Origin of the sequence: Janthinobacterium sp. 35, assembly GCF_002754575.1 — a bacterium.
In the GTDB taxonomy this organism is placed as follows: Bacteria; Pseudomonadota; Gammaproteobacteria; order Burkholderiales; family Burkholderiaceae_D; genus Janthinobacterium; species Janthinobacterium tructae.
The window spans coordinates 67,711-92,865 of record NZ_PEFN01000002.1; the positions used below are offsets into that span (position 1 = coordinate 67,711).

24 protein-coding genes are annotated in these 25,155 nt (G+C 55.3%); 7 read left to right on the forward strand and 17 right to left on the reverse strand.

The genetic code is table 11. The features are described 5' to 3' along the window. Window positions 1-557: 557 nt before the first annotated feature. From CLU93_RS27480 to CLU93_RS27495, 5 genes are read left to right on the forward strand one after another with little or no spacing between them, the layout of a single operon-like run. Complete coding sequence (locus CLU93_RS27480) at window positions 558-1,907, forward strand: TolC family protein (protein ID WP_082654774.1); 1,350 nt, start codon at window positions 558-560, stop codon at window positions 1,905-1,907. Then, on the forward strand, window positions 1,904-3,475 hold the full coding sequence (locus CLU93_RS27485; RefSeq protein ID WP_099764683.1) for an efflux RND transporter periplasmic adaptor subunit: 1,572 nt from the start codon (window positions 1,904-1,906) through the stop codon (window positions 3,473-3,475). Before CLU93_RS27480 ends, CLU93_RS27485 begins: the two co-directional genes overlap by 4 nt. Then, on the forward strand, window positions 3,472-6,627 hold the full coding sequence (locus CLU93_RS27490; protein ID WP_058051342.1) for an efflux RND transporter permease subunit: 3,156 nt from the start codon (window positions 3,472-3,474) through the stop codon (window positions 6,625-6,627). The genes CLU93_RS27485 and CLU93_RS27490 overlap by 4 nt, the downstream gene beginning before the upstream one ends. Window positions 6,628-6,632: 5 nt before the next feature. Continuing rightward, window positions 6,633-6,992 carry a hypothetical protein gene (locus CLU93_RS28065; RefSeq protein WP_133250774.1) on the forward strand — a complete coding sequence of 120 codons (360 nt, stop codon included), beginning with the start codon at window positions 6,633-6,635 and terminating at the stop codon, window positions 6,990-6,992. A 58-nt stretch (window positions 6,993-7,050) separates the two neighbouring features. Beyond that, entirely contained in the window at window positions 7,051-7,311 is a 261-nt protein-coding gene (locus CLU93_RS27495) for a hypothetical protein (protein WP_058051341.1), read from the forward strand. 161 nt (window positions 7,312-7,472) lie between these two features. Here CLU93_RS27495 and CLU93_RS27500 read toward each other — a convergent pair whose 3' ends face one another. The 10 genes from CLU93_RS27500 to CLU93_RS27545 all read right to left on the reverse strand — a co-directional run bounded on the left by CLU93_RS27500 (window position 7,473) and on the right by CLU93_RS27545 (window position 17,341). Then, window positions 7,473-7,877 (reverse strand): flagellar basal body rod protein FlgB, encoded by a 405-nt coding sequence (locus CLU93_RS27500; protein WP_099764762.1) that lies wholly within the window; start codon window positions 7,875-7,877, stop codon window positions 7,473-7,475. 232 nt (window positions 7,878-8,109) lie between these two features. Then, the gene (locus CLU93_RS27505; RefSeq protein ID WP_257225152.1) at window positions 8,110-9,501 is read right to left on the reverse strand and encodes a hypothetical protein; all 1,392 of its coding nucleotides are present in this window, start codon (window positions 9,499-9,501) and stop codon (window positions 8,110-8,112) included. Between the two features lie 42 nt (window positions 9,502-9,543). Then, window positions 9,544-11,925, reverse strand: a complete 2,382-nt coding sequence (locus tag CLU93_RS27510; RefSeq protein ID WP_099764684.1) for a heavy metal translocating P-type ATPase — start codon at window positions 11,923-11,925, stop codon at window positions 9,544-9,546. 99 nt (window positions 11,926-12,024) lie between these two features. After that, a complete protein-coding gene (locus CLU93_RS27515; RefSeq protein WP_076568727.1) occupies window positions 12,025-12,537 on the reverse strand; it encodes a cupredoxin domain-containing protein in 513 nt (170 codons plus the stop codon). Window positions 12,538-12,569: 32 nt separating this feature from the next. Continuing rightward, complete coding sequence (locus tag CLU93_RS27520) at window positions 12,570-13,469, reverse strand: copper resistance D family protein (RefSeq protein WP_099764685.1); 900 nt, start codon at window positions 13,467-13,469, stop codon at window positions 12,570-12,572. Continuing rightward, a complete protein-coding gene (locus CLU93_RS27525) occupies window positions 13,470-13,838 on the reverse strand; it encodes a copper resistance CopC family protein (RefSeq protein WP_099764686.1) in 369 nt (122 codons plus the stop codon). Window positions 13,839-13,859: 21 nt separating this feature from the next. Further along, on the reverse strand, window positions 13,860-14,189 hold the full coding sequence (locus CLU93_RS27530; RefSeq protein WP_099764687.1) for a copper-binding protein: 330 nt from the start codon (window positions 14,187-14,189) through the stop codon (window positions 13,860-13,862). A 23-nt stretch (window positions 14,190-14,212) separates the two neighbouring features. Continuing rightward, a complete protein-coding gene (locus CLU93_RS27535; protein WP_099764688.1) occupies window positions 14,213-15,604 on the reverse strand; it encodes a multicopper oxidase family protein in 1,392 nt (463 codons plus the stop codon). Continuing rightward, on the reverse strand, window positions 15,601-16,986 hold the full coding sequence (locus CLU93_RS27540) for a TolC family protein (RefSeq protein ID WP_099764689.1): 1,386 nt from the start codon (window positions 16,984-16,986) through the stop codon (window positions 15,601-15,603). The genes CLU93_RS27535 and CLU93_RS27540 overlap by 4 nt, the downstream gene beginning before the upstream one ends. Window position 16,987: 1 nt before the next feature. Beyond that, entirely contained in the window at window positions 16,988-17,341 is a 354-nt protein-coding gene (locus tag CLU93_RS27545; protein WP_099764690.1) for a hypothetical protein, read from the reverse strand. A gap of 444 nt (window positions 17,342-17,785) precedes the next feature. On the opposite strand from CLU93_RS27545, the gene CLU93_RS27550 reads away from it, so the two are divergent. Then, window positions 17,786-18,214, forward strand: coding sequence for a YybH family protein (locus tag CLU93_RS27550; protein ID WP_099764691.1), 429 nt, complete (start codon window positions 17,786-17,788; stop codon window positions 18,212-18,214). A 39-nt stretch (window positions 18,215-18,253) separates the two neighbouring features. On the opposite strand, the gene CLU93_RS27555 is transcribed toward CLU93_RS27550, so the two are convergent. The 4 genes from CLU93_RS27555 to CLU93_RS27570 all read right to left on the reverse strand — a co-directional run bounded on the left by CLU93_RS27555 (window position 18,254) and on the right by CLU93_RS27570 (window position 22,050). After that, entirely contained in the window at window positions 18,254-18,598 is a 345-nt protein-coding gene (locus CLU93_RS27555; RefSeq protein ID WP_099764692.1) for a CzcE family metal-binding protein, read from the reverse strand. Window positions 18,599-18,865: 267 nt separating this feature from the next. Further along, on the reverse strand, window positions 18,866-20,275 hold the full coding sequence (locus CLU93_RS27560; RefSeq protein ID WP_099764693.1) for a heavy metal sensor histidine kinase: 1,410 nt from the start codon (window positions 20,273-20,275) through the stop codon (window positions 18,866-18,868). Beyond that, the gene (locus CLU93_RS27565; protein WP_099764694.1) at window positions 20,272-20,943 is read right to left on the reverse strand and encodes a heavy metal response regulator transcription factor; all 672 of its coding nucleotides are present in this window, start codon (window positions 20,941-20,943) and stop codon (window positions 20,272-20,274) included. Before CLU93_RS27565 ends, CLU93_RS27560 begins: the two co-directional genes overlap by 4 nt. Before the next feature lie 156 nt (window positions 20,944-21,099). Next, complete coding sequence (locus tag CLU93_RS27570) at window positions 21,100-22,050, reverse strand: site-specific integrase (RefSeq protein WP_099764695.1); 951 nt, start codon at window positions 22,048-22,050, stop codon at window positions 21,100-21,102. A gap of 249 nt (window positions 22,051-22,299) precedes the next feature. Here CLU93_RS27570 and CLU93_RS27575 point away from each other — a divergent pair, with 249 nt between their 5' ends. Next, the gene (locus CLU93_RS27575; protein WP_099764696.1) at window positions 22,300-23,337 is read left to right on the forward strand and encodes a DNA-binding protein; all 1,038 of its coding nucleotides are present in this window, start codon (window positions 22,300-22,302) and stop codon (window positions 23,335-23,337) included. Between the two features lie 470 nt (window positions 23,338-23,807). Here the strand turns inward: CLU93_RS27575 and CLU93_RS27580 are convergent, their stop codons facing one another. Genes CLU93_RS27580 through CLU93_RS27590 form a run of 3 tightly spaced genes read right to left on the reverse strand, consistent with a single transcriptional unit; the run spans window position 23,808 to window position 25,153 of the window. After that, complete coding sequence (locus CLU93_RS27580) at window positions 23,808-24,377, reverse strand: plasmid fertility inhibition factor family protein (protein WP_373629927.1); 570 nt, start codon at window positions 24,375-24,377, stop codon at window positions 23,808-23,810. Then, window positions 24,374-24,796, reverse strand: a complete 423-nt coding sequence (locus tag CLU93_RS27585) for a hypothetical protein (protein ID WP_143451864.1) — start codon at window positions 24,794-24,796, stop codon at window positions 24,374-24,376. The genes CLU93_RS27580 and CLU93_RS27585 overlap by 4 nt, the downstream gene beginning before the upstream one ends. A 6-nt stretch (window positions 24,797-24,802) precedes the next feature. Then, window positions 24,803-25,153: a hypothetical protein gene (locus CLU93_RS27590; protein WP_099764699.1), complete on the reverse strand. Its 351-nt coding sequence runs from the start codon at window positions 25,151-25,153 to the stop codon at window positions 24,803-24,805. Window positions 25,154-25,155: the final 2 nt, after the last annotated feature.

Genomic DNA, 25,155 nt, shown 5'->3' on the forward strand with positions numbered 1-25,155 from the left:
GCAATACCTTGACAGTGGGTCTGATACAACCTAGGCTACGAATACCGTCCATATAGATAGTTTATGAAGACCTCCCGCACAGTGCGATTGTTCACGACTCTTGTCGCGATACTTAGCATGCTGTTCATGCAGCATGCGGTTGCTTCGTACCTGTGCCCTGGCGTACCGATGGGAGGCGGTGGCTCTGTTGTAGCCGCAGGTGTTAGGGCATCTGCGATGCCCGCGATGACAGATTGCGCTGGCATGGACACTGACCAGTCGACGTTGTGTCAAATTTATGCTGTGGGAGATGCATCCAGGCAGTCGCTGGACAAGACACCTGTCGCCGACCACCCATCATTCGTCCCTGTTGTCCTGATTTTGACGTTAGCTATTTATGACACTCCCGTAGTGTATTCAGCAAAACCTCCTTTGCTCATTACCTTGGCGAGGCCAACGGCACCGCCTATCGCTATCCGCCATTGCTGTTTGCGTATTTGATACTCCAGACTGCCTAGATCGTCATCGCCTTGTCGGGTTCGACAGGGCGTTGTTGCCCATCGCATTCTGGAGCTGCCATGCCAATCCCGTACTCCGTGCAGTCGCATGCACGCGTCGTCCGTCTTCGCCCATTCATGAAGACGGCGCTCGCTCTCGCCCTTACTTTTCCGCTGCTTGCCTTCGTTCATGATGCGCGCGCGGCCCCCCAGCCAATCACCTTCACCGAGGCGCTGCAGCAGGCTGTCGTCCGCTCGCGCCAACTTCATGCGCAGGACCAGGCCACTGTCGCTGCACATGAAATGGCGGTAGCGGTGGCGCAGCGCCCCGATCCCACTCTCAAGGTCGGCATCGATAATGTGCCCTTAAGTGGCAGTGATCGCTTTAGTTTGAGCGGGGATTTCATGACGATGCGGCGCATCGGCATTTCGCAGGAACTGACACGCGCCGATAAATTGCGCTGGCGTTCCGCACGTCTTGAGCGCGAAGCCGACAAGGCGCAGGCGCAAAAAGATGTCGCACTCGCCGCGATTCAGCGCGACACGGCGATCTCCTGGCTCAACGTCTACTACATTCGGAAAATGTCAGTAGTTCTGACAGAACAAGTGGTCTTTTCCCGCCAGGAAATTGACGCCGCTACGGCCGCCTATCGGGGCGGGCGTGGCAGCCAGGCCGACGTGCTGGCTGCGCGTTCTGCCTTGTTAACCCTTGAGGACCGAGCCAGTCAGGTCGAACGCGACCTCAATACGGCAAAAAACATGCTGGTGCGTTGGACCGGCAGCAGCGGCGAACTTGCCGATGCCAGCATGCCCGACTTGGGCACCATCCCTCTGGACCCGGTGTTGCTCGACACTGAACTGGCGCACCGCCCGCAGATCATGGTGTTGAATCGGCAGGAAGAAGTCGCCCAGGCCGACGTCAATCTGGCGCGAGCGAATCGGCATCCGGACTGGAGTATCGAGTTCGCATTCCAGCAGCGCGGCGCGGCCTACTCGAACATGGTCTCCGTTGGCCTATCCCTGCCATTACAGTGGGATCGCAAAAACCGGCAGGACCGCGAACTAGGCTCCAAACTCGCCTTGGTCGAACAAGCGAGGAGCGAACGCGACGAATTGCTGCGAGAAGATGCCGCCAACATCCGTGCCTTGCTCATCGAATGGAGGAGTGGCCAAGAACGTAGCGAGCGCTACGCGCTCCAGCTATTGCCCCTTGCCGACGAGCGAAGCCAAGCGGTCCTGGCCTCCTATCGTGGCGGAAAAGCCTCTTTGGCTGAGGTGCTCGCTGCCAGGCGTAACAGTGCGGACATGCACGTTCAGTTGCTGCAGTTGCAGATGAATACAGCCCAGTTCTGGGCACAGCTTCGCTTCCTCTTTCCCGACATCGCAATCACGCAGATTTCCGCAGTACATCGCCAGCAGGAATTCAAATGAACAATAAGAAATTACACGTCCTGGTACTTGCGGGTGCCCTTGCAGCGGTCGCTTATGCCGGTTACCAGTTTGGTTTACGACAAGCACATCAGACAGTATCTACAGGTGACGTCAAGGCGGTATCCGGCAACGCAGCAGGCGCCGCGAGTGCTGCCAACAAGAAACCATTATATTGGCATGACCCCATGGTGCCAGGCCAGAAGTTTGACAAACCCGGTAAGTCACCGTTCATGGATATGCCGCTGGTGCCCGTCTATGCTGCGGGGGATGGTGAGGACAGTAATGTTACGATCAGCCCGCGGGTCCAGCAAAACCTGGGAGTGCGCACAGCGCTCGTCACATCAGGAAGGATGTCCGCCGGCTTGGTTGCCGTCGGTAACGTTGCCTATAACGAGCGCGACGTGGCACTGGTGCAGGCGCGTAGCGGTGGATTTGTAGAGCGCTTGTATGCGCGTGCCCTGCTCGATCCGGTGAAAAAGGGGCAACCCTTGGCTGACTTGTATGTCCCTGATTGGATCGCGGCACAAGAAGACTATCTGGCAAGCCGTCGTATGCAAGGCAATGAGACAGCATCCCTGGTCGATGCTGCCCGCCAGCGCATGCGGCTTGTTGGTATGAGTGACGGGCAAATCCGGCTAGTCGAATCGAGTGGAAAGGTACATCCTCGCCTGACGGTCTCAGCACCCATCAGCGGTGTGATCGCAGAGCTTGGCGCTCGCGAAGGAATGACCGTCTCCGCCGGTGCGCCGCTGTTTCGCATCAATGGGCTCGCGACAGTGTGGGTCAACGCGGAAGTGCCCGAGAGCGTGGCGGCCAAGGTTCGCCCCGGTGATGCCGTCGAAGCGCGGGTACAAGCGCTACCCGGAAGTATTTTCAAAGGCAAGGTGAATGCCATTTTGCCGGAAGTTAATGCTACGACGCGAACCCTGAAAGCCCGTGTGGAGCTGGCTAACCCCGGCGCCCAGTTGTTGCCCGGCATGTTTGCTACGTTGACCTTCACGTCAAACAATGGCGCCGATGTTTTGCAGGTGCCATCGGAGGCAGTCATCCAGACGGGTACGCGCAGCGTTGTCATGCTTGCCCAGGAGGGTGGCAAGTTTATGCCCGTCGATGTGGAGGCCGGCAGCGAAGGCAATGGTCTCACCGAAATCCGCAAGGGCCTGTCCGCTGGCCAGAAAGTGGTCGTCTCGGCGCAGTTCCTGGTCGATTCCGAGGCCAGCCTGAAGGGAACCACGACACGCTTGAGCGATACGCCATCCCCGGATGCAGACAAGGCACCCCCGCGCCACCATGGGGTAGGCAAGGTCGAACAGATCGGCAAGGACGAAATCACCATCTCGCATGGCCCTATCACGTCGCTGCAGTGGGGGGCGATGACGATGGGTTTCAAAGTGCCCTCCACGGGCTTGCCGCGCAATGTCGGCATAGGTGACCGAGTCGCCTTCGACATCAGGCAAGGCGAAGATGGCAGCTTTGAGATCGTGGCCATTGCGCCGACCTCCGGTGTGCCGAAACCCGAGAACAAACCCATGGGTGGCATGAAGGCACCAGCGGGAGTGGCGAAATGATCGCAAAACTGATCCGCTGGTCTATCGGCAACCGATTTCTGGTCTTGTTGGTGACTGTATTCATTACGGCCTGGGGCATATGGTCGCTGGCGCGCACGCCGCTCGACGCCATTCCCGACCTGTCGGACGTGCAGGTTATCATCCGCACCAGCTATCCGGGGCAAGCGCCACAAATCGTCGAGAACCAGGTCACATATCCACTGACCACCACCATGCTGTCGGTGCCGGGCGCCAAGACGGTGCGTGGATATTCGTTTTTCGGTGACTCCTTCGTCTACATTCTGTTTGAAGACGGTACCGATCCATACTGGGCGCGATCACGGGTGCTGGAATATCTGAACCAGGTGCAGTCACGCCTGCCACCGCAGGCAAAAACCGCACTCGGACCAGATGCGACCGGCGTCGGCTGGGTCTATGAATATGCGCTGGTCGACCGTAGCGGCAAGACCGATTTGTCGCAATTGCGCGCCTTGCAGGACTGGTTTCTCAAGTATGAGTTGAAAGCGGTGCCCAACGTCTCGGAAGTGGCCAGCATTGGCGGCATGGTGCGGCAGTACCAGATTGTGCTCGATCCGGACAAGATGCGCGCCTATAACATCCCGCATGGCAAAATCATTGATGCCGTGCAGAAAGCCAATCAGGAAACGGGCGGCTCCGTGCTGGAATTGGGCGAGGCCGAATACATGGTACGGGCCTCTGGTTATCTAAAGTCGCTGGATGACTTCCGTAAGATTCCGTTGATGACGTCTGATGCCGGCGTATCTGTGCGGCTGGGCGATGTCGCACGCATCCAGATCGGGCCGGAAATGCGGCGCGGGATTGCTGAATTGAATGGCGAGGGCGAAGTTGCTGGTGGCGTGATCATTATGCGTTCCGGGAAAAATGCGCTGGAAACCATCGATGCCGTCAAAGTCAAACTGGAAAAGCTAAAAGCGAGCTTGCCGCCCGGCGTCGAGATCGTCCCAACCTACGATAGGTCGAGCTTGATCAAGCGCGCCGTGAGCAACCTGAAAGAAAAGCTGATCGAGGAATTCATTGTCGTCGCTGTGGTCTGTGCGCTGTTCCTGTTTCACTTGCGCTCGGCGCTGGTGGCCATCATCACGCTGCCGATCGGCATTCTGATCGCTTTTATCGTCATGTACTACCAGGGAGTCAACGCCAATATCATGTCGCTGGGCGGTATCGCCATTGCCGTCGGCGCGATGGTCGATGCCGCCGTGGTGATGATCGAGAATGCCCACAAGCATATTGAAGCCTGGAATCATGCCCATCCAGGAAAGCAGCTGAAGGGCAATGAGCACTGGCGTGTCATTGGCGACGCTGCGGCTGAGGTCGGGCCAGCACTGTTCTTTTCGCTATTGATCATCGTTCTATCGTTCATTCCCGTGTTCACCCTGGAAGCGCAAGAGGGGCGTTTGTTTTCACCGCTGGCTTTTACCAAGACGTATGCGATGGCGGCAGCGGCTGGCTTGGCGGTCACGCTGATTCCCATTTTGATGGGCTATCTGATCCGCGGCCGCATTCCTGATGAGCAAAAGAACCCCCTCAATCGCTTCCTGATCGCGCTATATCGTCCCTTGCTTGATATCGTGCTGCGTTTCCCGAAACTGACTTTGTTGGCGGCCGCACTGGTAGCGGCCATCACGATCTGGCCCATGAGTCGACTCGGCGGCGAATTTATGCCGCCACTGGATGAAGGCGATGTGCTGTACATGCCATCGGCGTTGCCCGGGCTGTCCGCCGGCAAGGTCGCGCAGTTGTTGCAGCAGACTGACCGGCTGATTAAAACGGTACCCGAGGTACAAAGCGTCTTCGGCAAGGCCGGCCGAGCCGAGAGCGCCACTGATCCGGCGCCGCTGGAAATGTTCGAAACCATGATCCAGTTCAAGCCGCGCGATCAGTGGCGCCCTGGCATGACGCCAGAAAAATTGATACAAGAACTGGATCGCACCGTCAAGGTGCCTGGGCTGTCCAACATCTGGGTGCCGCCGATCCGTAACCGGATCGACATGTTGGCCACGGGCATCAAAAGCCCGGTCGGCGTCAAGGTCGCAGGCGTTAGCTTGGAGGAAATTGACCGCATCACAGGTGAAATAGAGCGCGCAGTCAAGAAGGTGCCGGGCGTCTCCTCGGCGCTGGCCGAGCGCCTGAATGGCGGACGGTACATCGACGTCAATATCGATCGCGACGCGGCCGCCCGCTACGGCTTGAATATTGCAGACGTGCAAAGCGTGGTGTCGGCGGCGATCGGCGGTGACAATATCGGTGAAACTGTCGAAGGATTGCAGCGTTTCCCGATTAATGTGCGTTATCCACGCGAGGTGCGCGACTCAGTCGAGAAACTGCGCCAGCTACCGGTGCTGACAGAGCGGGGGGCGCAAATCCGGCTGGGTGATGTCGCCGCGATCCGCATCGACGACGGTCCACCGATGCTCAAGAGTGAAAATGCCCGGCTGTCAGGCTGGGTGTATGTCGATATTCGCGATCGCGACTTGAGTTCGACTGTGTATGACATGAAGCAAGTCGTCGCCAGGGAAGTCAAATTGCCGGCGGGTTACTCCATTGCATGGTCGGGGCAGTTCGAATATCTAGAGCGTGCCACTGAAAAACTCAAAATCGTCGTGCCAGCGACCTTGCTTATTATCTTCGTGCTGCTTTATTTGACCTTCAAGCGCTTCGATGAAGCGGCCTTGATCATGGCAACGTTGCCGTTTGCGCTGGCCGGCGGCATTTGGCTACTGTGGTTGCTCGACTATCACCTGTCAGTCGCCGGCAGCGTCGGCTTCATCGCGTTGGCTGGCGTCTCGGCCGAATTCGGCGTAATCATGCTGCTTTATTTAAAGCATGCCTGGGATGAACGTCTGGCGAATGGTAACGCTGGTGAAACCGATCTGCTCGATGCAATTCGTGAAGGGGCGGTCTTGCGCGTGAGGCCCAAGGCAATGACGGTGGCGGTCATTATCGCCGGCCTGGTGCCGATTATGCTGGGCACCGGCACTGGGTCGGAGGTCATGCAGCGCATCGCCGCGCCGATGGTTGGCGGCATGATTACCGCGCCGTTGTTGTCCATGTTTGTGGTCCCTGCGGTTTATCTGCTGCTACGTCGGCGTCAGATCCGTGCCGCCGGCTCGGCAGCAGCAGAGGAGAATTAGCCGTCATGAGACCGTTTGGCACCTACCGATCGGCTAAGCACCTCGTGTATTTCGTGAGGTGTGCGGTGGTGTTGTTCGGTTTTATCTGGTGCAGCCATGTGCCGGCGTTTCCACTGCAAAACGACATGCGTGCATCTGCGGCGATTGCGCAGCCGATGGCCATGCCAAGCTGCCAGCCATGCGCCTTCTGCTATATGGGACCACCTTTTGCCGACCATAACGCAGGCGGCGACTATCCGGATCTCGGTGCTACCACTGCTACGATGCGTTTTGTTTCGCAAACGGATAGAGGTGATTTTTTTTCTGATATGTCAGACGTTCCCGCAGTTGCGCTGCGGCTTTTGTATTGTCGATGGTTGAATTAGCCACTTGACCATGGGGATGACGATGCATACATCAAATTAGTTTATCGAGGAGTCTATCATGAAAAAATTACTACTTACGCTGCTCTGTATCAGCACTCTTAGCACTGCATTTCCCGCCTTCGCTGGCCCGGACTGGCAACTGATTGAGCAAGGGCGCAAGGCCAAGCAGGCGCAAATGATGCGAGCGGCCAATAAAGCCCCGCAAGCTGGAATGGAACATCAGATGGAGCCAAAAATGGATCATCAAATGGATCCGAAAATGCATGAAAAAATGGATCAAATGATGAAGGACTGTCAGGAAATGATGAAGAAAAAGTAACGCGTTTTTGAGTGCTGGATGCGATCGCTGCTGGTGGCATATGCGGACAGCAGCGATCGTATCCATTCAGGTGCTTACCCGATCACGCCATGACTTAATCTTTCCGTTGCCTGCGGTAGTTGCATTAAGTCGCTACTGTCAGTATTTCCAAGTAGGGATTACTAATATGGTGTATTTTTCAAAAGGTCATCTAGTTCCTTGAAGCGTCCCTTGACACGATCAACGCTGTATTCATACATGAGGGAATTGTGAGCAAACTGGGCCCGTTCAACATCCATATCAACGGTATTGCCATCAATACTACCTTGGGCTGGAAGACGAAATTGCAGGGAAACGTCATCTTTTGACTTTCCTGTTTTTAAGGCCTTCTCAACATCAATATCTACCGCCACATATCCAGGCGTATCGGCATTCGCGATATTGGATGCGAGAAGTTCTTGACGGTATGCCCGCAGTCCGAGCGCACGTTCATTGATACTCGGCTGCTGCCAAATCTTAGCAGCGGTCAAATTCAATGGAAGGTCAAACTGTGTGTGTTGAATAGTTGCCACTGGAGGCAAGGCCATTGCCACTTTTGGCGTCGATCCAAGTGCATTAGCTAATGTGGCAGAAAACATTTGCCCTGCCGTCTTGCCTTCCGCGCTAGTGCTACCCTTAACTGTGAGCCCGATAGATGCCTGGATCGATTCAATTTTAGTCATGGATTCCTCCCTCATTGACATTCGATTTCTGACGTTTCAGAGAGCTGGTCGGATCGAGTAACTAACTAACCTGTTCGGTTTACGGATCAAACACGTCTCAATCGTGATGGGAACTAGCTCTAGTCGCGATAGAGCTGATTTCATTCGCAGTGCACTCGTCGTCCAAACTATAAACAGGTGCAAAACCACCTCCAGGGGTGCGAAAGTTGGTGGTTTGCCCCTGATACATCCTGGCTGCGGTCCACTGCACCTTTCCGTCATAAACATAGACTCGAAGGTCGAATTTCAGCGAGCTAGGATTATCTGTGGAACCGATCGAGCGCTCGCCGGGTATGACGAGGGCCTGAGCGACGTAATCACCAGCCAGAATGTCCTGCCATACCCGTTTGGTGATCTTTTCACCACGGTACGTGGCTCGCCCCCCGTAGCCTGCAACAGGTTTAAAAAACAACTTTCGGCGCTCCGTCCACAAGCGGTCCGCATCGGAGGCCGTCACAATCTGCGTCCGAGGCATGCTCTTGAGCAGAATATCTTGCACGGCGGAGGCTACGCCAAGCGCTACGAGCTCTTTCTTATCCGATAGCAGAACCAGATTTGCCTTATTTGCATAGAGGGCATGCGCTTGGGGGTGCGGCGTTAGCACGATCGCACTGTCTAGATACGCCGACCGCAATGGGAGACACTGGGGCGACTCAAGCATGAAATCGGTCAGCCGGTTATAGACCAAGTCGACAGCAAGATCCCCATGACGTAAAACGCCATCACGATAGGTAAGGTCCGATGGTGAGGCAATGACGGCCTCGATGCCGTGGCGTTCGAACAAGCGTTGAAAAAGAACAAACTCGGGATAGAGATACTGCTGCTCTGGATGTTCGTCAACTATCGCGACTGTCCGAAGTGGCTGTGAACGTCGAGAGAGTACCCATTCAGACTCAAACATGTTGAAGATGGTGTCTTCAAGGGTCGCACCGCTATCAATGGCACGTGTCAATTCACTATCGCTGAGACAGCACGATCTATGGGCTTTGGCCATCGCGGCGTTGAGCATCGCTCCACCGGCATTTGTGTTGATTTCGATGAGCGCCAAGGTATCGTCGCGCATGTGGAAGTCATAGCCAAAAAATACTCCTTTTGCACCATCAGGATTATGCTTGGCAATGTCAGGAGCATCAGTCAGAACGCGCGCACGAAAGGATGGCAGCGATATCACGGATTCAATCGCTGCAATAACGTCCGCAATACGTTTGCTTTGGTGATAGGAGACAAAAATAGGCCGCGCAGAAAATAGATAGGGACACCGCTCCTCGATCAACTCGTGCAATCCGTCCATACCCGGTTCGCTAGAAAGCGCTATTTTCAATGCGGAGCTATCCAAACTGGTGCAGAAACAGTCTCTATTGAGGCGTGCAGCCGGAAGAAAGCTCAATTCTTCGTTGCTAAGCAAGCAGCCGTTTTTCGATGCAGCTTTCACTATCGCAGGTGTATTCATGTTTGCTTCCACAAGAATGTCGCTCGGTGCCACAGTCAGCGGTTAAGGCCGACCGGTACCGCGCAACCGGAGTGCATTAGTAATGACAGACACGGAACTCAGGCTCATCGCTAACGCGGCGATCATCGGCGATAGCAGTTGGCCAGTAAATGGATACAGCACACCGGCAGCCAGGGGAATGCCCAAGGCATTGTAGACAAACGCGAAGCCCAGGTTCTGCCACATATTTCGAACAGTGTCGACCGAGATTCGACGGGCAAGGGCAATCCCACGCAGATCTCCTTTTACTAAAGCGACGTGAGCGCTATTGATAGCCACGTCTGTTCCTGTACCCATGGCAATACCAACGTTGGCCTTCGCCAGTGCGGGGGCATCATTGATTCCATCGCCGGCCATTGCGACCACCTTGCCTTGCTTTTGGAGTTTTTCTACCAAGGCCAACTTGTCCTGTGGTTTCACCTCGCCGTAGAACTCCGTGATGCCCAGCCTTTCGGCCACGGACCTCGCAGTAGTGACGCCATCGCCAGTGGCCATGATCACGGTCAGCCCTTCGGCGCGCAGGCCCTCTATCGCCTCACGCGTCGTTGCCTTGATGGGATCCGACACGGCGATCAGTCCAGCCAAAACGCCGTCAGAGGATAGATACATGACGCTAGCACCTTCTGTTCGCAAGCGTTCAGCGACCTCAGCAAGCGGCCGCCAATCAACTTTGTCAGTATCCATCAGGGCGGTGTTGCCCAGTGCGATGTGCACCCCGCCAAGCGTGCCGCGCACGCCAATACCGCTGGCGGACTCAAAACTGTCAGGCTTTGTTAGCGCCAGTGCTCGCCGATTCGCTTCGTTGACAATCGCGTGCGCTAAAGGATGTTCGCTTCCCTGGTCTATGCTCGCCGCCATTTGCAGGACGTCTTCGTCCTTGAAACCAGGCGCTGCGACCACGCTGTTAAAGGAAGGCTTACCTTCAGTGAGGGTCCCCGTCTTGTCGACAATCAGTGTGTCGACCTTCTTGAGGTCTTCTATTGCCGCGGCATCCCGAAAGAGCACCCCCTGGGTGGCGGCGCGGCCAGTGGCGGCCATGATGGACATCGGTGTGGCTAACCCCAATGCACATGGGCAAGCAATGATCAGTACTGCAACGGCGTTAACAAAACCAAAGACCCAGCTTGGTTCAGGGCCATACATTCCCCATAACACGAACGTCAGTAGCGCTATGGCCACGACCACGACCACGAAATAGCCTGCGACACTATCGGCGAGTCGTTGCATAGGCGCGCGGGAGCGCTGTGCCTGCGCGACCATTTGTACGATTTGAGACAACATCGTGTCGCTGCCGATTTTCTCGGCACGCATAATCAGGCTCCCGCTGGTATTGATCGTTGCGCCAATCAACGTGTCTCCGGGACGTTTTGTCACAGGTAAGGGCTCGCCAGTCAGCATTGATTCATCAAGCGAACTCTCGCCATCAAGCACTACGCCATCAACCGGCACCTTCTCACCGGGTCTGACACGGAGTTTGTCGCCGACGTGGACGTGCGTGAGAGGAATGTCGTCTTCGGCCCCATCGTCCTGAATGCGCCGAGCCGTTTTCGGAGCGAGGCCAAGTAAGGATTTGATTGCCGCGGAAGTTTGGGAGCGTGCGCGCAGCTCAAGGATCTGTCCCAGTAGCGTGAGCGAAACAATGACTGCTGCGGCTTCAAAATAGACGCCTATGCGGCCATGTGCAGCAAAGGTAGGTGGGAAGAAGCCCGGTGCGATGGTGGCGACGACACTATAGCCATAGGCAGCCATTACGCCAAAACCAATCAAGGTCCACATATTCGGGCGCATGCGTGCCAGCGATTGCGCCCAGCGCGTGAAAAATGGCCAGCCGGCCCACAGTACGACAGGGGTACTTAATGCGAATTCAATCCAGTTCTGGCCTGGCAGCCCCATTTCAAGGAACACATGCCCAAACATCGCCAACAGGAACACCACCAGAGTCAGAGGCAGCGTCCACCAGAAGCGGTGGCGGAAATCGACTAGTTCCGGATTTTCCGCCTCATCTAGCGTCGGCATTTCAGGTTCGAGCGACATGCCGCAAATGGGGCAAGTTCCCGGTGCAGGCTGGCGTATCTCGGGGTGCATGGGGCAGGTGTAGACCGCTCCCTGCTGTGGCGAGTGCTCGGGGCTGGGCGCCGCATTCGCTCTATCGATGAAGGAATCTGGCGCTGCGTTGAACTTTGCCATGCATTTCCCGCTACAGAAGTGGTAGACCATACTTTTGTAGGTGATTTCTTGCTCGGGATTTGCGCCAACGCGCATGCCGCACACAGGATCGATGAATGGTTTTTCTTCCCCTGTCTTCATCGTATTGCCAGGCCCGGTCTTGCTATGGGTATCGTGATGATGCTCGTGCGCATGATGCTCGGCGTCAGTTCTACTCATGAATCACTCCTTGGGCAGATTCGCCTGTTTCTTTGCCTACGGTGGAACCAGCTATGGTGACAATGGCGGGAATTGAACATTCCCGCCGAACGAAGTCATCTACTTGGCGGAGACTACTACCAGCCCCTTCATGCCGGCCTCAAAGTGACCGGGTTGTAAGCAAGCAAACTCCACTTTGCCGGCTTTGTCGAACTGCCAAACGATGGTTCCCGATTTTCCAGGCGTCACGGTCACTTGATTGGGTTCCGCATGCTCCATCTCCGGAAACTTTGCCATTTGTTGGGCATGTTCTTTTAACTCGCTCTCAGAACCAATGACCATTTCATGCTTGATCTTGCCGGAATTGTTGACGACAAAGCGAATGATCTCGCCCCGTTTCACGGCAATAGACGCTGGGCTAAAGCGCATGCTGTCGTTCATATCGACAGTGACGGTACGCGTCACTTTTTTCGGGTCTCCCGCCTTGCCCACAAGAGATGCGCTCTGCTCATTTGCGCCATGCTGGTGGCCACTATGTGCTACTGGGCTGCTATCCGGTACCGCAGCATTGCTGAAAGTGCTCAAGCTGGCCAGTAACATTACTGCAATTGCATTTAAGGTCATCTTTTTCATATCGTACTCCCTTGTAGAAAACCGTCGCGGCATTACATCGCGGTAGGTGGTTGTTGAGTGGTAAGAATTGCCGCCGCAAACAGTGCACCGAGCAGTAGCAAGGTTTCCACTTGTAAAACGACTCTCACCAGAGTGACGCCGCGCAAGGAGCGGGAGGCGGCAGGCAGTCCAAGAAATTTGTTGTAGCCGCCCAAGGCGATAGCCAGGAGGACCAATGCAACTTTGACCAACAAGGTTATGCCATAGGTGGTATGAACAAGATGCTCTGAGCTCCCCACACGGTGCCAGGCGCTGTAAATACCAGTGGCGGCAATGGCAACTACTGCAAGCATTGCTGCCTGAGACATCAATTCGAGGTACTGATCGGTGCTACCCGTATCAAATTTCCGTACCCGCGCCTCATGCAGAACAAACCAGCCGGTAACCATCACCGCACCAGTCCATAGGCCGATGGCAAAAAAATGAATCGCTTCAACCGCTAGCGGAATAGTCCAGAAGCCTTCCTCTCCCGCATGCCCCATGGACGCCCGTGTTACAGAAAAAACAGCCAAAAGTAGAACGACTGCAATATCGCTGATGCGGCCGACTCCGCCTGCTAATCGCACAAAAAAGAGAACAAGCATCGCCACAATAATGGCGCAGCCTGCATGTCCGTAGTCGGTTGTAGACACCATCATCCAGAACATCGGGCACGCTTCGCGCAGGCCTACACCTCCCATAACTGCCGTCGCGCTCAATAGTGCCGATGCACTACCAACTATGCTGATTGCCGCTGCCATCAAGTCAAGTTTGCGCAGCGCTGGCTCGAAATGATCATGATCGACACCGCTAGAACGCATCCAGTAGCGTGCAAACCATGATCCGACGAGCCAGGCAAAGCCGAGGTTCAGCAGCAACGCTGAACTGACTTGCAACAGCGAGACTGCATCCAATTATTTCACCGTGAACTTAAAGTCGCCTTTGCGACGGTGTCCATCGTGCCCTGCAACTGCCCAGCTCACGGTATAGGCGCCAGCATTCAATGCCGGTACTTCCAAGCGTAAGATGGCTGGATTTGCGGCATCGACCTTTGCCTTGTTTGCAGCGACGGTTTTGCCTTCGCCATCGGCCAGAACGATCGTGCTAAAGGCTTCTTCCACCTTCTCGTTGAAGGTCAGCGCAATCTCTTTCGGTGCAACTGCCAGGGAGGCGCCCGCCTCGGGATTGGAGCTCTTCAAGCTCGCATGTGCCAAGGCAAATGGGGTAGCCAGCGTTGCCGCCAATATGGACGTGGCAAGAATAATGTTCCGCAGGGTCTTCATCTTCTACTTTCGTTGTTAAATTTACTTTACTGCCTCGATGGAGGTGACCGTGAGTGCGCCACCAACTTTTTCCACGACGAAACGTACTTTGTCCCCTTGTTTGACCTTGTCGAGCATTGACGGCTCTTTGACTTTGAACATCATGGTCATCCCTGGCATGCCCAGGTTCTTCAGCTCACCATGCTTGATGGTCAGCTTGCCGGCGTCCTTGTCCACTTTCTTAATTTCCCCTTCGCTCATCGCGTCTTGCGTCGCGGAGGCGCTCTGCTGCTGGGCGAACGCCACGGAGGTGGTTGCCACGGAAGACAGGCCAATCAAGGTTGCCAATACAACTTTGTGCAGGTTTTTCATGATGTTTCCTTTCAGTTAAAAAATTAGTGACCGCTATGTCCGGTCGGTTTACGAACAGTGACTTCAATATTAGGTTTGTTCATCGTTGGCATCGACTGCCCCCCAGCATTGGTGGCACGTTCTGGTTCAGGAAGGGTACCCGTCCACTCGTATGCCACGGTTCCGGCCGGATGCTTGTACCAACCAGGGTCGGAATAGTCGCCGCGCTTCTGATCCTTGCGTACCTTCAGTACGGTAAACATGCCTCCCATCTCAACCCCACCGAACGGTCCTTCACCTGACATCATCGGTAAAGTATTATCTGGCAGTGGCATTTCCATGCCTCCCATGGAGCCGCCCTTGTCGCCCATCACCATATATTCAGGAACGATTTTGTTAATTTTCTCTGCAACCCCGCGATGGTTGACGCCAATCATTGTCGGTACCGAGTGGCCCATTGCATTCATGGTATGGTGGGATTTATGGCAGTGAAGTGCCCAGTCACCCAGGTCGGTAGCGACGAACTCGATGGCGCGCATTTGTCCAACGGCGACATCGGTGGTGACTTCAGGCCAGCGCGACGCTGGTGGAGTCCAGCCGCCATCCGTACCAGTAACGAAAAATTCATGGCCATGAATGTGAATAGGATGATTCGTCATCGTCAAATTACCGACACGGATACGTACCTTGTCACCTTGGCGCACCGGCAATGAATCAATGCCGGGGAAGACGCGGCTATTGAATGTCCACAAGTTGAAGTCCAGCATGGTGTTGATCTTCGGCGTATAGCTTCCCGGCTCTACGTCGTACGCGTTGAGCAGGAAGACGAAATCGCGGTCCACCGCATGGAGCGAAGGATCCTTTGGATGGGTCACCCAGAAGCCCATCATCCCCATCGCCATTTGGGCCATCTCGTCGGCGTGGGGATGGTACATAAACGTACCTGGCCGTTTGGCCTCGAATTCGTAGACGAAAGTCCTTCCAGGAGCGATACCTGGTTGATTGAGGCCCGTTACGCCATCCATGCCGTTCGGCAGTCGCTGGCCATGCCAATGAACACTGGTGTGCTCAGGTAACTTGTTGGTCACGAAAATACGCACACGGTCACCTTCGACCACTTCAATTGTCGGACCTGGGGATTGACCGTTATAGCCCCACAGGTTGGCTTTCATTCCTGGTGCAAGTTCACGCACCACGGGTTCGGCCACCAGATGGAATTCCTTTACGCCATTTTTCATGCGCCATGGCAATGACCAGCCGTTCAGGGTCACGACCGGATTGTAGGGCCGTCCAGTGGGGGGCGCCAAGGGAATGTGTGTCTTGGCATTGTCCATCAACATCGCCTCAGGCAATGACGCGGCACCAGCCTTGCTAACGGCAACGGCACTCACCGCTACAGCACCGGCACCTCTGAAAAAGTCTCTACGTGAAATCATGGCATGGCCCTTGTATCGTTCGTACTTCCACCGTTGATGGCGGATTGAAGTTTGGTTTCCGCTATCCAAAAGTCGCGCTGGGTTTCGATGGCGGTATTCACGCTCACCAGTTGCTCGCGCGAGTCCGCCAGCAATTCGAATACGCTGGCAAGCATCCCGTTGTAGCGAAGCAGAACCTCGTCGGATATTTTTTTCCGCAGCGGCACAACATCGTCGCGATAATGACGAGCGATGTCATAGCTAGTACGGTATGCGGAGAAGGCCTCACGCACCTCTGAGCGCGCCCGCACGGCGGTGTCGGTGGTGCGATGGACGGACTGCATATAAAGCGCTTCCGCCCGTGCGACCTTGGCGCCACCCCAATCGAAGATCGGTAATTCAAGGGAAATCTGGTAGCCGTTCTCGCGTGGCAAGCCTGTCGTACTCTTGTTGGTGTAGCCAGCGTCAAAGACGTTGATGAAGCCAGTTGCCTTTGTTAAGCCAAGTGCTGCGGCCGTTGCTTCGGTCTCGCGGCGGGCCGACAGCATATCGAGGCGTTGTGACATGGCCTGTGCTTCCGCATTGTTCGTTTCCCGCGGCTTGTCCGGCAGTGGAGGCAATCTGTCCGGCAGGACGAAATTTTGCTGCTCTCCCCACAGGCCCAGGAGGCGAATGAGCTGTTCGCGCGTGGCTGTTGCTTCATGCTTGGTCCTCGCCAATTGTGTCAACGCATCTTGGTAAAACGCACGCTCACGGGCCTGGTCAAGTGTGCTCCAGTTGCCAACCTTGGTCATGCTGTCGGCGAGTTGCGATGATGCCTCGGCGGCGCCGCGCACTTGCTCCGCGAATGCGGCCGATTGGGCCGCCGCAACGGCCATAAAATATGCCCGACGTGTCTCTGCCGCCAACTGCACAGCCTGAGCAGCTGTTAGCAACTTTGTTTGTTCAAAGCGTCCTTGCTCAATGCGTCGACGCGTGGGCAGCGTCAGCAGGCCCGCAATGTCAAACATCACACTGCGATCGATTTCAGCGTCGCCACCGCCGCTGACGCGGCCAAAACTAAAACTTGGATTACGCATCCGTCCAGCTTGTACAAACTCAGCCTCCGAGACCCCCAATTCAGCGAAGGAGACCTTCAGCGCTGCATTATTGAGCAGCGCAATCTGGACAGCAGATTCAGGCGTAAGTGGTGCGGACAGCAAGGACTGCACCTGTGTATTGGACTGCTGGCTGTCTTTCAGCGTCTCTTTCGTGAAGGGCTTGACTTGCCCAATCCGCTCTTGTGTTAGCCGAGAGACATCATTTAAGCCACCATCCGGTGAAAAGCTGGCGCAACCTGCAAGAAATACCACGCCGAATACAGTGGCTACCCGATTGGCTGTCGGCAACGATAATCGCTTCATGCTATTTGCCTTTCATGTTCATTTGATGGCCTTTGTGCGGATCGTTCGCCGAAGACGGCTTGGGTTTTTCCTGGCTTTTTGCCCCGGGTACCATTTCCATCGACATGTCCCCCTGAGCGCCATGCTGAGAGCCCCCTGTTACATCTTGATTTGCCTGAATCCAGGCCTTATCCGGAGATGTCGGGGGCTCCCCAATCGGCTTAACATCCGCAAAAGCGGAAACATATTTCAACGGCGGCACCATCGCCTTAGCATCCGTCACTGTCGCCGTGGTGCGCGCGGGTTGAGTGGATTGTGCATAGACAACCGGCGAGAAGCTAACCGTTGCCAGAAGCAATAAGTGGAAGCGTTGCATGATTCTCTTTCAAAATGACTGGTTACTGGGTGGATACAGCACGAGGTGAGGCGAACGCCAGTACATGATTTCAGGAGACGGCGGGGAAAGTGGTGAGAAGGGAGCTCAAGGGACGCGAGGAACGAGTGGCGGCTCTTGTTGCCTCCAAAGGTAGAGCAAGGCGTACGCTGTTCTGCACCTATTTCGGCCCGGTTGCTTACAATGCGCGTCAGCATGAAATTCATCTGCAGTATCTTCCCTATGACGGACAACTAAGTTGCTTGCAAATTGCCTGAACCACCTGAGATGAAATCGCCTTTTTAGGCTACACCTTCCAACGGACGGAAGGTCAAGCGAATTTCAGTTTTCCAGAGTATTTTCACTTCCACCTTGTCACAATCACCGCCCGCTGATTTAATTGCATCGCTGCAATTCATCATATAAACAAAAAACACTGGAGACCTCGTGCGCCAACTTACTTCCCTAATCGCTATTTCCGTATTCAGTCTTCCCCTATACGCCGCCACACCAACTGAAACTGTTGCTGCATTTCACGAAGCGCTTGCCAGCGGAAAATCCGAGCAGGCGAGTACTTTGCTTAGCCCTGAAATTAAAATTTACGAATCTGGACATGTTGAACGTTCACGTGATGAATATGCTGGCCATCACCTGCCAGCCGATACCGCCTTTGCTAAGGCCACTAAAAGCAAAGTCCTAAAACAAAACGAACGTATTGATGGAAACCTGGCCGTCGTGATGCAGGAAACAGAGACCACAGGACAATTCCAAGGCAAAAATGTCCACTTATTCGGCACAGAAACAGCTTTGCTTGAAAAACAGGGCGATCAATGGGTCATCTTTCATCTTCACTGGTCGTCCCGGAAATCTCAGTAATTTCATGTGCCGGCAACGCACTGGCGGGCGTACATGTAGTTAGTTGGCGTAGGTCGGGTTAGGTGCCACATACACGCGTACGCCGTGGGTATTCACGCCGGACGGCGCAATTGCCGAAAAGTCAAAGCTGGCATTGGCTCGCAGCGTATCGAACTGCCAAGTGAACGTCTTACCATCCACATCAAACTTGACGACGTCGCCCTGGGCGACATTCACATACTTCGTAGTCGATGAAATCGTGATAGTGCGCGTGGCGGCCGGCGCCGGAGCCGCACTGCCAAACGCTGGATTCGAGTGCATTTCGCCTTGGTGTGCCATCGCGGCAAGCGGGCTGAGAGCGATGACAGCGAAAACGGCGACGATGTTGGCTTTGATGGATTTCATTGGAATGTCCTTATTTTTCAGTTGCGGGTGAATGAAGTTGCGGATCCGATGAAGCTATTCTACGTAGGGGACCCGCACACCCGAATGACGGAAGCATTACATTTACATTACAGAAACTTCAGCAGTTCCAAGGTCAAGTACCTATCCCCAATTCAACTTGAACTAACTGTTTAGTGACTGTTCAGCCGCAGTCAGCAGGCAGAATAGGACGACCAGTAGACGCCTGAGCTAGCGGTGCAGCGCCACAAGCGCACCCGCATCGAACTATCAGTGGGTAATAACGCCTGGAAAAAATAGCGTGAATTGGGTCACTCCATCGGGCTCACTCGTGACGCTGGCGCGGCCATGGTGAAGCGTCATAATGGATTTGACGATTGAAAGACCCAATCCAGCGGAGGCTGACGTGCTGGACCTCGATTTATCGGAACGGTAGAACCGGTCAAACAGCCGCGGCAGGTGTTCCTTCACGATGCCAGGGCCAGGATTGGAAACGGAAACCAGTGCCCCGTCGTCGTCGGCTTTTGCCTCGAGCGAGATAGTTCCTCCCTTCGGGGTGTATCGAAGGGCGTTCGACACAAGGTTGCTCACCGCGCGGCGAAGCAGGTGCCCATCAGCAAGCACTGTGCCAGAGGCGATGACGACGAATGATATTTCGGCGTCGGATGCCGGCCCTTCAAAGTACTCGGCGATTCGCGTCAGCTCAACATCCATATCAAGCTGCTCAGTTGCTAGCGAAATTTGGTCATGGTCAGCCCGCGCCAAAAATAATATGCTTTCCACCATTCTAGCTAGACGGCCAAACTCCTCGTAATTAGATGAAAGCAGGTTTTGATATTCATCGGATGATCTGGGCTGAGACAGGGCAACTTCTGTTTGGACCATCAGATTGTTGAGAGGCGTACGCAAATCGTGTGCCAAGTCATCTGCGAACTGGGAAAGGTTATTAAAGCTATTTTGCAGGCGGTCAAGCACCTCATTGAACGAATCAGCCAGTATCTGGATTTCCTTCGGGGCTGATTTTGCATGCAGGCGCACTTCCAAATTGTGCGCACTGACTTGCTGAGCTTGCTGCGCGATGAGCTTTACTTTGTGCAACGCGCGACGTACTAGTAGAAACCCCAGTAGGGCTGTTAGCACCGCACCAAAGAAGCCCGATGCAAGCACTTTTAACTTGTATGCAGATAGAACAGCTGCGCGGCTCTCTTCGCTTCTGGCGAGCGTGATTTTCACCACGGAACCGGTCGAACCAACGGTACCCAGCGCAGCAATAACTCTTAGGTTGGGTTCGCTATGCCCTGGTGCAGCACGTACGTGAGATGGCTCTGGCATCGTCTCTACCGGCACAGCCCCGCTGGCATGCATGAATGAACGGTCACGGGTATTGCGGATTAATTCTTCACCGTCTTGTGCCTGCATAACGAGCAAAAAGCCGCCATGCAAATCGACAGCATCTAAAAAACGGTGCGGATCCACACGAATCGACTCTACACTCGGTGTTTCCTCCAGCATATGTCTGATGAACACAATACGGTCGACAAGGTCTGCATCATCCCGTGCTTGGAGCTGCGCCGCGAGTGCTTGATAGAGATAGATGCCTAAGACCGAAAATGCAATTGCCGAGATGCAGGCGAAGAGCACCCCCAGCTGCGTGGTAAGAGACCAGTTCTTGGCCTTCATTGTCTATCTTCTAATACATAGCCCATACTCCGAATCGTATGGATCAGTTTTACCTCGAAGGGGTCGTCAATTTTTGCTCGTAGACGGCGTACCGCGACATCCACCACGTTCGTGTCGCTGTCAAAATTCATATCCCAGACTTGCGATGCAATCAACGGCCGGGATAAAACTTGTCCGACCCGCTTGGATAGCAAATGCAAAAGTGCAAATTCTTTCGCAGTCAAATCAATCCGAACACCGGCACGTATTACTCTTCGCTTAGGAATGTCCAGTTCCAGATCGGCAATCTGAAAAATATCAGCTTCTCTGATCGGCCCTCGACGCAACAACGTTCGAATACGAACAAGCAGTTCAACAAAAGCGAATGGCTTGACTAAGTAATCATCCGCACCGAGCTCCAGGCCTTTGATGCGGTCATCGAGTCCATCCCGTGCGGTAAGAAACAGCACCGGCGTATCGACCGTTTTGCGCAACTCAGCAATGACTTGCCAACCATCTAAGCCCGGAAGCATGACGTCAAGCACGATCAGGTCGTAATGGGCAGTCGTGGCAGCGTGAAGGCCGTCGGGCCCAGTTCTCGCCAAGTCAACAACAAAACCAGACTCACTCAGACCTTTCTGAATATATTCGCCCGCCTTTTGCTCGTCCTCAACCACTAATAATCGCATGTCACTTTTCCACTAGTTCAACTGCTGTGTCCACGTTATGCGGATGGTGAAGATCGCCGTCGGTCTCTTTCTTCAGTCTACCTTGGAAAGATGACAATCGTCTAACGCCAGGATTACAATCCTGTCAGAATTAAAGGTCCACCTGCAGCTGTTTAATTACTTGCTATAAAGAGGATACAGGTTTTGTTCGATACGGCGCTGGTTAAAGGGATCTTCCCTATCGATGTAGCGCATGGCGGATTGGGCGTTTTTCCAGCCCACGTGCTCCATCAGCGTCTTGAGATCCCAGCCATTGGCTGTTGCCCAGCTGGCAAAGCCGCGCCGCAGCGAGTGAGCACTGTACAACTCAGGCGCATCAACGCCAGCTTCCTGCAGGATATTACGCAGGAGCGGTACCAGGCTATCGATGTTCAGTCCGTTATCGCTGATGTTGCCCCAGCGATCAATGGCACGAAACACCGGTCCAGCCGTCAATCTCGCCGCAGCGATCCATTCCTCATAAGCGCTGACCGGGCACAGGCGCGATAGCAACGGCACCTTGAAGTAGCCGCCCTTGAACTGGCGATCACCTTTGGTGCGCGGCAAGAAGCAAGTCATCCCTTCACCTTGCGTGATGTGAACATGCTCGATTTGCAGGCGCGTCAACTCGTCGCCGCGAAACCCGCGCCAGAAACCAAGCAGAAACAACGCTTTGTTGCGGCGGTACCGCAGCTCGGTGCCCATTTCTCCCTGGGATTGCGCGGCGTCGACGTTGGCCGTCAACCAGTGCTCGACCAGCATGAGTTGATCGATCTGAAATGGTTTTGCCCGCTTTTCCTCGGCTGGATGCAGCGTCTGGATACCGCGCAAGACCTGGCGTACTACCGGAGCTTTGGTTGGGTCTGGAAAGCCTTGGTCGAGATGCCACTGAGCTAATGCGGCCAATCGCTGACGCAGGGTGTTGACGACATGTTTGCCGGCACGATCAGCCAGATAGCGTGCCACGCTATCGGACGTCGCCGGCAAAAAACCACCCCATTCCACTTCAAAGTCGCGGATCGCGCTTTGATAGCTTTTTCGCGTGTTCTCGCGCGTGGCGGCCTGCAGGAAGCGGTCGATATCAGACATGGCATGACAAGGCAGAAAATGCGGACGGGATAGGTTCGATAGCCAATGGCGAGCGACGTTACCAATTCTGTCTGGCACTATCAGCAAATGTACAGCAAACTCGGTCAAAATGGCGCGAAGAGACATCTGACACAGGATAAGAATACATTATCCTGCTTCAATTTCAAGGAAAATTTTAGCTTGAATTTCTCGAAAAATGGTATGTAATTACATGGTATGTAATCCATCATCTTATTTCGTGGAGAGGTTATGGCCCGTGCCGGACTGTATCAATCGGATATCAAAAAAGCGCGCGATGCGTTGCTGGCCCACGGGCGCTACCCTTCGGTCGACGCTGTCCGAGTTGCCTTAGGCAACACGGGGTCCAAGACCACCATCCATAAATATCTGAAAGAACTGGAGACAGAAGAAGGCTCTGGTGACGGGCGCAAGGCGCCGATCAGCGATGCCTTGCATGATATTGTGGTGCGGCTGGCCGCGCGACTGCATGAAGAAGCCGACGAACGGACCTCGGCTATCGAGTCCCGGAGCGTCGAACGGGAGCGCGACCATGCCGCGGCCGTGGGCAACTATGAGAAAGAACTGGCGGCGCTACAACAGCAATTGCGCCAGGCCAGAGATGACGGCATCGAGGAAATACGGACGCATACTCAAACTCGTTCCAGTTTGCAAAATGAGACCATCTTGCGCCACACAGCGCAGCAGCAGGTGGCCGATTTGCAAGAGCGCCTGGCCGAAAATGAGGCGCACCGGCGGTCGCTGGAGGAAAAGCATGCCCATGCGCGCGACTCCCTGGAGCATTATCGTCAGTCAGTCAAGGAACAGCGCGATCAGGATCAGCGGCGCCATGAACAGCAGACACAGCAACTGCAAGCCGAGCTACGGCAACAGCAACAAGCGGTGGTACTCAAACAGGAAGAGGCGACTCGATTGAACCAGGAAGGCGCTAAATTGGTTGCCGAGCTGTCACATGCCAAACAGGCGCTTTACGAGCAACAAGCGCTCGGCCGTCGGCAAGATCAAAAGATCGAGCAGCTTCATGCGGGGCAGCTACATGCCGGAGACCTGGAACGACAACTTGCCGCCAAAGTGACTGAAAATGAGGTATTGCTGGGGCAGGTGGCAGCATTGGGAAAGGAAATGGGGGGACTGAAAACCCGATTACGTGAACTCGAATTGTCCTTGGCCCAAGCTAACGCTAGAGCCGAAGCGAGCCAAGGCTTCAGTGAGGAGTTGCGGGGTTATCTGCAGTCACTGGACCGACCACCCGCCTCAAAACAGAGGTAGAGACTGGTCTGGACAGCCGACCGCCAATCTAAATGAACAGATATTGCAACAAAAATCAGAATTAAACTCTTTAAAAACAAAAGCTTAGATCAAATTTTGGGAATTTTTACAGGAATCCCGGCCGGCATTAGGTAGATGCGGGCCGGTACAGCGATAATCGTGGGACATGAAATCTTCTTTGCAGCCAGTATTCCTGCCGTGAGTATGCAATTCACATTTCTTTCCATGTAATCAATAGCTTAGTTAGCTTTTCGCGAAAAAAACCGCAATCCCGGCCGACCCTCTAGTGGACCGTGACCTGGTGCTCGTCCGGCCGTGGCGACGGGCGCCCTCCTCTGCCCCTGCCGGCGCGCCCCCGCGCGATTGTCCACGCCCAGGCATCTGCCCGGCATGCCGGCACCTCCCGCCTGGTGCTACAGCCTGCCACAGGTGCCACCCCCACTTCCCTGCCGCTGATCAAACCAACGGTGTCACTCCATTTTTTGCTTGAACAATGTACCGACGGCGACCGGCTGGCCGCCATCCACGCCGGCCAGTGCCTGCAAGCGTGCCGCGTCGGCCATCGGGCATTTGACCGGCATGGCCTGCACGCCGTGAGTCAGCAGCCAGATGGTGCGGGTGACCCCGTCGGTGAACGAGAGGACCGGGTACTCGGTCACGTCGACGCGCTCCAGCACCTTCCCCAGCAACCGGCGACGCCACACCGGCGTTTCCAAGCGCCGCAGCTCACAGCTGACGGTGGCCAGCGGCACCGGGTTGACACGCCCCTCCGTAAAATGCTTGTCCGGCCAATGGAACTTGCGGTCCAGCGGCCAGGTCGCGGGGCTTTGGTGCGCCACCTCGGGATGGCTGCTTCCCGGCTGGCGCCATAGCTGCAGGAACCGCTCGGCGTCGACCTCCACGACCGCCCATGCTTCGCCGTCAGATCCAGGATCCTCCTCGGACATATAGACGGTGTCGCTGTCGGTGTGCACTGTGAACAGCGCGCCCTGGAAGTGGTGAATAGGGTGAACACCGGCGAAGGTGCACAGCGCCGTCATGGCGAACAACTATCACCGGCGCTGGCGGGCCGCTTTTCGCCGCGCGCCAGTTCCGAGGCGGACGGGCTGCAGTTCCGTTCAGCCGGCTTGCCGGTGATGAACTGCTGACCGGGGTCTGGCGCGTGATCGCTGGCAGCTATGGCACGGAACCTACCGGGTTCGCACCAGAATGCCACTTTGACGCCTTGCTGAGCGGCGAACAGCTGCTGGGCCTGAGTACAGTTCTGGCGGTTATACGCCGCCCCGTCCAGGGCGTCGAAGGTGGCGACGTGCAGGCGCAGCGCCGCATCAGTTACGCTGTTCCGGTACAGGGTGTAGATCGCAGTATTCGGCTCTGCCTGGGCCCATGCGACCTGCATGGCGACCGTGGCCAGGATCAGCATGCCGTGACGGGATAGTCTGGAAGCGTTCATCGTCATGCCTTGTCAGCAGGGATCAATGTGTTTGCGCGCCAGCGGCACGAGAAACACCAGGCGGCCGTCCGCCTCGTAGGTCGCCCGCTCATGCTGATACTCGCTCCCCGCGGTGTTCCTGTCCTCGCAGCCCCTGTAGATGCTCCAAGAGGTTTCAAAGTCGATGTCTACCTGAGTAGGGCAGTCCTCGTCGATCGCCACGCTATCCACCTTGACCTCGTAGATTTCCGCGCGGTCGTCGGCGTGGTCGTCCAGTAGCGCGTGCGCGACCTCATATAAGCGCCTCCCGCCGTTCTCCTGCAGGACCTGCTGAAGCTGGTCTGCGTCCAGGCCCAGACCGACTAAAACCGACATCTCACGCATTG